The organism is Staphylococcus sp. HMSC62D11, from assembly GCF_001839145.1.
Taxonomy (GTDB): Bacteria; Bacillota; Bacilli; order Staphylococcales; family Staphylococcaceae; genus Staphylococcus; species Staphylococcus lugdunensis.
The window spans coordinates 193,236-200,033 of sequence record NZ_KV840177.1 but is presented as its reverse complement, the minus strand read 5'-3'; the positions used below and the strand labels follow the sequence as shown (position 1 = coordinate 200,033).

The 6,798-nt window shown below is 31.0% G+C and carries 9 protein-coding genes; 3 read left to right on the top strand and 6 right to left on the bottom strand.

The annotated features are described in order from the left end of the window. Nucleotides 1-306: 306 nt before the first annotated feature. Entirely contained in the window at nucleotides 307-885 is a 579-nt protein-coding gene (locus HMPREF3267_RS01825; RefSeq protein WP_062077590.1) for a hypothetical protein, read from the bottom strand. A gap of 314 nt (nucleotides 886-1,199) precedes the next feature. On the opposite strand from HMPREF3267_RS01825, the gene HMPREF3267_RS01820 reads away from it, so the two are divergent. After that, entirely contained in the window at nucleotides 1,200-2,057 is an 858-nt protein-coding gene (locus HMPREF3267_RS01820; RefSeq protein ID WP_062077588.1) for an NERD domain-containing protein, read from the top strand. Nucleotides 2,058-2,137: 80 nt separating this feature from the next. On the opposite strand, the gene HMPREF3267_RS01815 is transcribed toward HMPREF3267_RS01820, so the two are convergent. After that, on the bottom strand, nucleotides 2,138-2,680 hold the full coding sequence (locus HMPREF3267_RS01815; RefSeq protein WP_002459223.1) for a thermonuclease NucI: 543 nt from the start codon (nucleotides 2,678-2,680) through the stop codon (nucleotides 2,138-2,140). A 138-nt stretch (nucleotides 2,681-2,818) separates the two neighbouring features. On the opposite strand from HMPREF3267_RS01815, the gene HMPREF3267_RS01810 reads away from it, so the two are divergent. Together HMPREF3267_RS01810 and HMPREF3267_RS01805 are read left to right on the top strand one after the other, a co-directional pair. After that, nucleotides 2,819-3,010, top strand: coding sequence for a hypothetical protein (locus HMPREF3267_RS01810; RefSeq protein ID WP_002459224.1), 192 nt, complete (start codon nucleotides 2,819-2,821; stop codon nucleotides 3,008-3,010). 233 nt (nucleotides 3,011-3,243) lie between these two features. Beyond that, a complete protein-coding gene (locus HMPREF3267_RS01805) occupies nucleotides 3,244-3,429 on the top strand; it encodes a hypothetical protein (protein WP_002478251.1) in 186 nt (61 codons plus the stop codon). Here the strand turns inward: HMPREF3267_RS01805 and HMPREF3267_RS01800 are convergent, their stop codons facing one another. The 4 genes from HMPREF3267_RS01800 to HMPREF3267_RS01785 are packed head-to-tail and all read right to left on the bottom strand — an operon-like array spanning nucleotide 3,430 to nucleotide 6,736. Next, complete coding sequence (locus HMPREF3267_RS01800) at nucleotides 3,430-4,032, bottom strand: response regulator transcription factor (RefSeq protein ID WP_002459226.1); 603 nt, start codon at nucleotides 4,030-4,032, stop codon at nucleotides 3,430-3,432. Further along, nucleotides 4,029-5,135, bottom strand: coding sequence for a sensor histidine kinase (locus HMPREF3267_RS01795; RefSeq protein ID WP_002459227.1), 1,107 nt, complete (start codon nucleotides 5,133-5,135; stop codon nucleotides 4,029-4,031). Before HMPREF3267_RS01795 ends, HMPREF3267_RS01800 begins: the two co-directional genes overlap by 4 nt. Further along, nucleotides 5,136-5,867, bottom strand: a complete 732-nt coding sequence (locus HMPREF3267_RS01790; RefSeq protein WP_002459228.1) for an ABC transporter permease — start codon at nucleotides 5,865-5,867, stop codon at nucleotides 5,136-5,138. Then, a complete protein-coding gene (locus HMPREF3267_RS01785) occupies nucleotides 5,864-6,736 on the bottom strand; it encodes an ABC transporter ATP-binding protein (RefSeq protein ID WP_002459229.1) in 873 nt (290 codons plus the stop codon). The genes HMPREF3267_RS01790 and HMPREF3267_RS01785 overlap by 4 nt, the downstream gene beginning before the upstream one ends. Between the last annotated feature and the right edge of the window lie 62 nt (nucleotides 6,737-6,798).

Here is a 6,798-nt window from a genome sequence, read left to right as displayed (position 1 = left end):
CAACTCATCTGACTGCTTCTTTTTTATTGAATACGTCGTATTGTTGGCTCGCTTTCTTTGGGGACAGCTTCAGCTTGTCCTGTTCCCTCAAGAGTCTCGCCAAAATACGTCGCATTTATATGTAATTTTACATCAACATACTTTAAAAAAATAAGGCACTTTCGTATCATTTAATAAACTTCACTAAACTAAATTAACGAGGTGCCTTATGTATGAAGATGATAACATGACTCAACTTACACTACCAATGGAAACTTCAATACTTATTCCTACAAATGATATTTCCCGATATGTTATTTTGTTTGATTACTCATTAAGACATTTTTTAATTTTATCTTCGCCTACTACAGTCTGTAAAATAACAAATTGATAATAGCTTAATGCATCTAATACTTTTTTATAACTAGAAGATTGGTGATAATTTTGATTATCTAAAAAATCATACATTAGTACAATTTCTGGTTTAATATAATCCACATTCCATGTCAAAGAATGGAAATAAATATTATTTTGAGGCAATCTCACATGATTATCTAATCTAAAAATCCATTCACCATTCGCTACATCATATATAAATATATTTAATAATAAACTAGTGTTGTTCATTACAGTAATATGAACGACCTCTGTAATAACAAGTTGACTCGTATCTAAAACATGATTGTTTTTATTATAGTATGTTAATTTAATATCATTAGGCAAAGCTGTAATCACTTCTGTTAAATACTTACGCTCTACACATAAATCAACTATAGAAGGAAGATCAAATTGATTATTCAAAAATAATTGCATGGCTACTTCTCCATGAAATTTAAAAGCTTGTGGACAGTTATCAAGTAAAATATTTACTAAGTCCTTAGCTTTGTAATCCTGTAATTTAGCCATTCGACCCCTCCTTAGGAAACGCTTTCATTACTCAATTATAACTTGCTCGTACTACATTTTCAATTTTTGAATTGTGAACTTTTGGTAAACTGCATGTTACTTCATATTTACCTATAATTATATATATAGTTACTTTGGCTTTAATTTGAACTTTAGATATTTAATAAGCTACACATTTTGTCTACGCATTGATTGAATTAATAAATTAAACTGTATATAATTTACAGTGTATTTGTATGATTAAAATATCTTTAATAATCAGGAGTATTTTAATGATATAACAATACAAAATAAACAGAGTAAGGTGATAAATAATGACCTTGTCAATAGTGCTTATTATTTTATTAGTGATACTCATTTTAGCTTCTATACTACATCATCGCTACATGCAAAGTAGAATTGATACAGAAGTATACGCTAAAAATCAACTCACTTCTAAGAACGCGATTCTCAGTAATGAAAATACTGAACTCAAAAATCAAATGTTAAGTTCTAATAACGATGTCAGCACACATGCTAAGAAAAATGCAAAACGTGAAGTCAAAGAAATACTTGAAAGTTTCAAAAAGAATGGCCAGCTAAAATACTACGAAATTATTCAGACAAGTAAATTAGCTACAAAACATCCATTCTTCGAGTATTTAAGAACATTTGACTTTATCGTTGTCTCAGATGTAGGTCTAATCAATATCGATGTCAAAAATTGGAAGCAAAAAACATTTTACCATTTTGACGCATCTGTAAAGGATGAATTAAATTTATCTAGCTTTAGTTCAATTGATCAAGTCATTGGACATTACATTGCCAAGCAGTATCACAGCCAATTTAATTCAACACGTCAAGAAATATATACGTTTATTGAAAAAATACAAAGTAATCGTGTTATTTTTGATTTTTATGACGTAGATCCTTATCAACAGGCAGCACTGAACTCTAAAACATTAAAAGACGGCATTGAAAACCACTTCAATCACAAAATTCAAAGTATTGGTGTTGTGTACTTTAATGATGGTAGTGTCAATATAATTGAAGGATCAGATGAAAGAGGAAAATATGTAGATACTGTTTCTACAAAATCTTCATTAAACTCCGTCATTGGACATGCTATAGAGTTGTCAAAACATCCACTGACTAAAGAACAAGTCGAAACCATTGCAAAAAGTTTTGATTAATAATTAAAAAGCCGGAAATGCACCTCTCATAAAGTGATGTAACCACAATCACATAAGCAGATGGGCATTCCTGGCTTTTTCTAACTCCAAAGATTGATTTTTTTCTTTTGCGCCTCGTTTTGTGCTTTGATAAAGACGTCTCTATATTTTCCATTAGGTGCAAAGTATTTTTCTTTAGCTAACCCTTCTTTTACTAATAGCTCATTAAATAATGTATCTTTATCCAGCCAAACATATGCTAAAACACGTCCATAGCGATCATTTTTTTCTTTATCATATTCCAGATAAACATCTTTATTGGTTAAGTTCTTTTTACTAAAATGCGATGCTTCTTTACCGTATGGCTGTACAGGTGTATTAGGTTTCACTGTTTCAGGCGTATCAACGCCGATTAAACGAATTTTAAGCTGCTGGCCTTTGCTATTACGAGCTACAAAGGTATCACCATCAACTACACGTATAATATGAACTTTTTCCTTTCCTTTTAAATCAGTAGATGATTGCTGTTTAGATTGTGATAACAGAGATTGAAAAGGTCCTGTATGATTAATATATTGAAAACCTAAGACAATAAGTACTATGACCACAAAAATAACAATTGATTTTGACTTTTTGGATTTCATTAGTTGCTCCTCATTTTAAATTTACTCAATTATCATATCTAATTAACTTCATCTAGGTCAATATGAAATTACACTGTTATTCCATTCACTTCTATTTAAAGCATGATATAATATTATTGAAAGTTGGGAGTGAATATTATGAGCGAACAAAATGAGAGCCTCGTTACCATCATTGGAGCTGTCATTGCTATAATTGTAGGAGTTATTCTCCAAATCATTTTTAAATTACCTATCATCGTATCAATTGTAGTCGCTATACTACTAGGGGTATTCGTAGGTTTTCTAGTTTATCTTATCCAAAACATCATAAATAAGCGTAATAATAAATAATCATCACGCAACAAATAGTTTTTCTTCTATAATGCCTTCAAAAGCTAATTTCAAGCTTTTGAAGGCATTTTTTTGATTTAAAATTGTAGATTAAAGTTTGATAATGTTATTTTTATTCAAAATGTGGTATATATAAGTAAAGATACTAAAAGACGAACTTTCTTACGAAAAATATTTTAAAAGTTAAGTTTTTAGACTGTGATTAAATTCAAATGGGATATGAGGTGTTTAAAATGGAAATTATGGATATTATTATTGAAACTGATGCTCTTGTATACTGCGTAAAAACACAAGAAGGCTACACATTTAAACATACGTTAGCTAGTGATACACCACCTGACAAAGTAGCACACGTTTTGAGACTTTTGGCTGAACATGTTGATAAAATGTCTAGCAACCAAAAAGTAGTTACAAAATAATTAAACCCAACCTTTTTCAAACGCTTTTTTCCAAGCTTCAAAGCGATTGTCCGCCTCCATCTTATCAATAATAGCTGATGTATAATTTCTCACTGTTCCGTCCGACAAATACAATTTATTTGCGATTTCTTTACTGCTGAGGCCCAGCCCAATTTCTCTTAAGACAATTTGTTCTTTGTGTGTGAGTGGATTCATATTAGAAATCATTGATGTCATGAGTGAAGCACTGTATTCCTTTTCCCCTGTTATTACTTTTTTTATCGTGCCAATCAAATCATCAACAGAACGTTCTTTAAGCACATATGCGTCTACATCATTCGCAACCGCTTTTTCAAAATAACCTGGTCTTTTAAATGTCGTTACGATAATAATCTTAGTTGAATCGTTTCCTTCTCTCACTTTAGCAAGGACTTCCAGCCCCGTCATCTCAGGCATCTCAATATCCAATATAGCTACTTGAGGACTGTGCTTTTGGATATATCTTAATGCAGAAGCGCCATCGCCAAATTGTTCTACCACTTTAATATCATCGCTCATATTAAGTAATTGAACCATCGCTTGCCTTAACATTGTTTGGTCTTCCGCTACAATAACTGAAATCATAGTTGCTCACCTCTTGGAATATGAACTTCAATGGTCGTTCCTTGTTGTTTACTAGAATGAATAACTAATGTTCCTTTTAAATATGCAACACGTTGTTCTATACTATTTAAACGAACAGTTTCTGGTTGTCGCATACCTTGACCATTATCCGATACACATAATATAATTTTCTCTTGTTTGTTTATTAAGTTTCCTTCTACTTTGGTCGCATGCGCATGCTTAATAATATTATTTATTGCTTCTCTTAATATCATTGCTAATGTAGATTGACGTACAGGGCTCATCGTCTTGGCAATATTAGCATTATAAAAATCAAAAGAAATATTCGCATCTTTTAATACATGTTCGACAGCATGAACCTCTTCATCAAACGTTTGTGTTTTTAAATCTTCGATAATTGCTCTAACTTTAGTCAATGTTTGACGTGATAAATCTGCCAGTGCTTCAATTTCTTCTTTTGCCTGTTCTGGTTGCTGGTCAATTAATTTTGTAGCTAGTTCTGCTTTCAATGTCATCCCTGCAAACACATGACCTAGTGTATCATGCAAATCTTGACCTATACGATTTCTTTCTTGTTCAGTAATCAACATATTAATATATTCATTTTTAGCATTTAATTGATCTTTTAAATGTCTTTCATGAACAGCTCGGATATTGCCTAGACACATCATTAAAATGACTAAATAATACACTAATAAAACAAACATATGACTTTGATCTATATAGTATTGCATCATTAGAGCTGCTGCTAGCGCCATGCAAAATAAGACAAAAAATTTAGATTTTATGCCTACTTTTAACATAAATGGCAAAGCAAACGCACTAAAAAAGAAAAATAACGTGTTCATAGGTGTATTACAAAATACGAAATATATTAAAATCGCATAATGTATAATAAACAATATAAAAAGCCAATTATTTCGCCACTTAGTGTAACCAAAAATAATCATCATATATGTGATAGTAAATACAATAACAATGCTTACATATTCAACTTTAGATCGTGTTATATCATCTGAAAACGTAGCCAATATTGGAAATATCAAATAAATGAGTGGCGTTATTTTTTCTGCTAAAAATATAGTTACTGAACGTTCTTTCATTTAAGACACATCTTTTCTATGATTTATCCACAATGCAATGATTAAGGCAAATATACTATATATAAATATAATACTAAATGATTGTACATTGATTCCGCTACCTTTACTTAAGTCATATGCAATCGCTTTTAAATGGTAGGTTGGCATCCACTTTGATACTTGCTGCATCCAATCGGGGAAAGTTGTTGTTGGGAACCAAAGTCCTCCTGCTATTGCAAGCAATATACATATCATATTAGCTATACTACTTGCTTTTTGCGTATCATCAAATTGGGCAATAACAAGACCAAAGGTTAAAAATAAACTTGCGCCAATCCAAAGTAATATACCTGATAACATCCACTCAGCAATACTCATCGTAACGTCTTTAGAGAAATGTGCAACGACAAAAATGATAACAATCGATAATAAAAATTGTATCATCGTTCGCACAACTTTTACACCGTAATAACGTGATATTGACATAGGTGTAACCATTAACCGTTTATACCATCCATTGGCACGTTCTTCTATCATATCTAAAGGAAACGACATCATACAAAAGTTCAATAAACTAAACACTACCATACTATACATATATTCTTTATTAAACACTTGTTGTTGAGCTTTAGGTAAATCTAAAATTGACGTAAAAATAAGATAAAAGAATAAAGGTAATAAAATCGAAAAAATTAGATACACTTTTTTTCTAAAAAGAACTTTTAATTCCGTTGTTAATAAAGTCATCGTCATAATGTTTCCACCTCTTTTGAATGATTATCTTTAAACATGATTTCAAGTAATGATGCTTTATGTATCTCAATCTCATTTAAATTTACTTGCTGTTGTTGCAAATCTTGTAGCGTTCGCGAAACATCTTTGGTACATATTTTAATGATGTGCTGTTGCTTTGTTTCTTGTATCTTTTCATTAATATGAAGCTGTTTTTGATATTTTTTAGGTATATAAATAAATGTCATCGCATCTTGTTGGCGAATTTGTGATAACGTGTCGTTCATTTGAATAACACCATTTTTTAATAAGACAATATGATCAGCCATCCGCTCTACTTCTTCAATGTAGTGTGACGTATATAAAATAGTTGTTCCTTGATCTTTGAGATGTTGAATCACCTGCCAAAAATATTCTCTAGTCTCTATATCCATTGCTGCTGTTGGTTCATCAAGAATGAGTAATTGCGGATGCCCTACCAATGCAAGGGCAAAATCTAGCAACCGTTGCTGTCCACCCGATAGTTTATTAGCCATTTGATTTAACTGAGCATCGTCAAATAATGTTAATGCTTTAAATGCCTTAAGTGACATTGCTTGTGGATATAATGCGTGATGTAAGTAAAATAACTCTTTCACTTTTATCATTTTGGGAAATTGCGTCTTTTGAAATAAAATAGCCATTTTTGATGGGTCTAATAATTCTGACTTATCTATAATTTGACCTTCATTAGGAGTTAAATTACCAATAATAATATCAATCAATGTTGATTTACCCGCTCCATTTTTACCGATAAAAGCCGTACATTTACCATTTTGAATTTTCAAATTAATGTCGTTTAACACTAATTTTTTCCCAAATTGTTTTTTTATACCTTTTACTTCAATCATCTAAATCACCTCTTGTTTGACTATTACAACAATAACAAGGAATGACGTTTGATATTAGATGC

What these genes read in the sequence shown, in the direction of transcription:
- HMPREF3267_RS01785 (WP_002459229.1), bottom strand. Translation starts at nt 6,736, where the DNA reads ATGATTGAAGTAAAAGGTATAAAAAAACAATTTGGGAAAAAATTAGTG.
- HMPREF3267_RS01795 (WP_002459227.1), bottom strand. Translation starts at nt 5,135, where the DNA reads ATGAAAGAACGTTCAGTAACTATATTTTTAGCAGAAAAAATAACGCCA.
- HMPREF3267_RS01790 (WP_002459228.1), bottom strand. Translation starts at nt 5,867, where the DNA reads ATGACGATGACTTTATTAACAACGGAATTAAAAGTTCTTTTTAGAAAA.
- HMPREF3267_RS01805 (WP_002478251.1), top strand. Translation starts at nt 3,244, where the DNA reads ATGGAAATTATGGATATTATTATTGAAACTGATGCTCTTGTATACTGC.
- HMPREF3267_RS01815 (WP_002459223.1), bottom strand. Translation starts at nt 2,680, where the DNA reads ATGAAATCCAAAAAGTCAAAATCAATTGTTATTTTTGTGGTCATAGTA.
- HMPREF3267_RS01825 (WP_062077590.1), bottom strand. Translation starts at nt 885, where the DNA reads ATGGCTAAATTACAGGATTACAAAGCTAAGGACTTAGTAAATATTTTA.
- HMPREF3267_RS01800 (WP_002459226.1), bottom strand. Translation starts at nt 4,032, where the DNA reads ATGATTTCAGTTATTGTAGCGGAAGACCAAACAATGTTAAGGCAAGCG.
- HMPREF3267_RS01820 (WP_062077588.1), top strand. Translation starts at nt 1,200, where the DNA reads ATGACCTTGTCAATAGTGCTTATTATTTTATTAGTGATACTCATTTTA.
- HMPREF3267_RS01810 (WP_002459224.1), top strand. Translation starts at nt 2,819, where the DNA reads ATGAGCGAACAAAATGAGAGCCTCGTTACCATCATTGGAGCTGTCATT.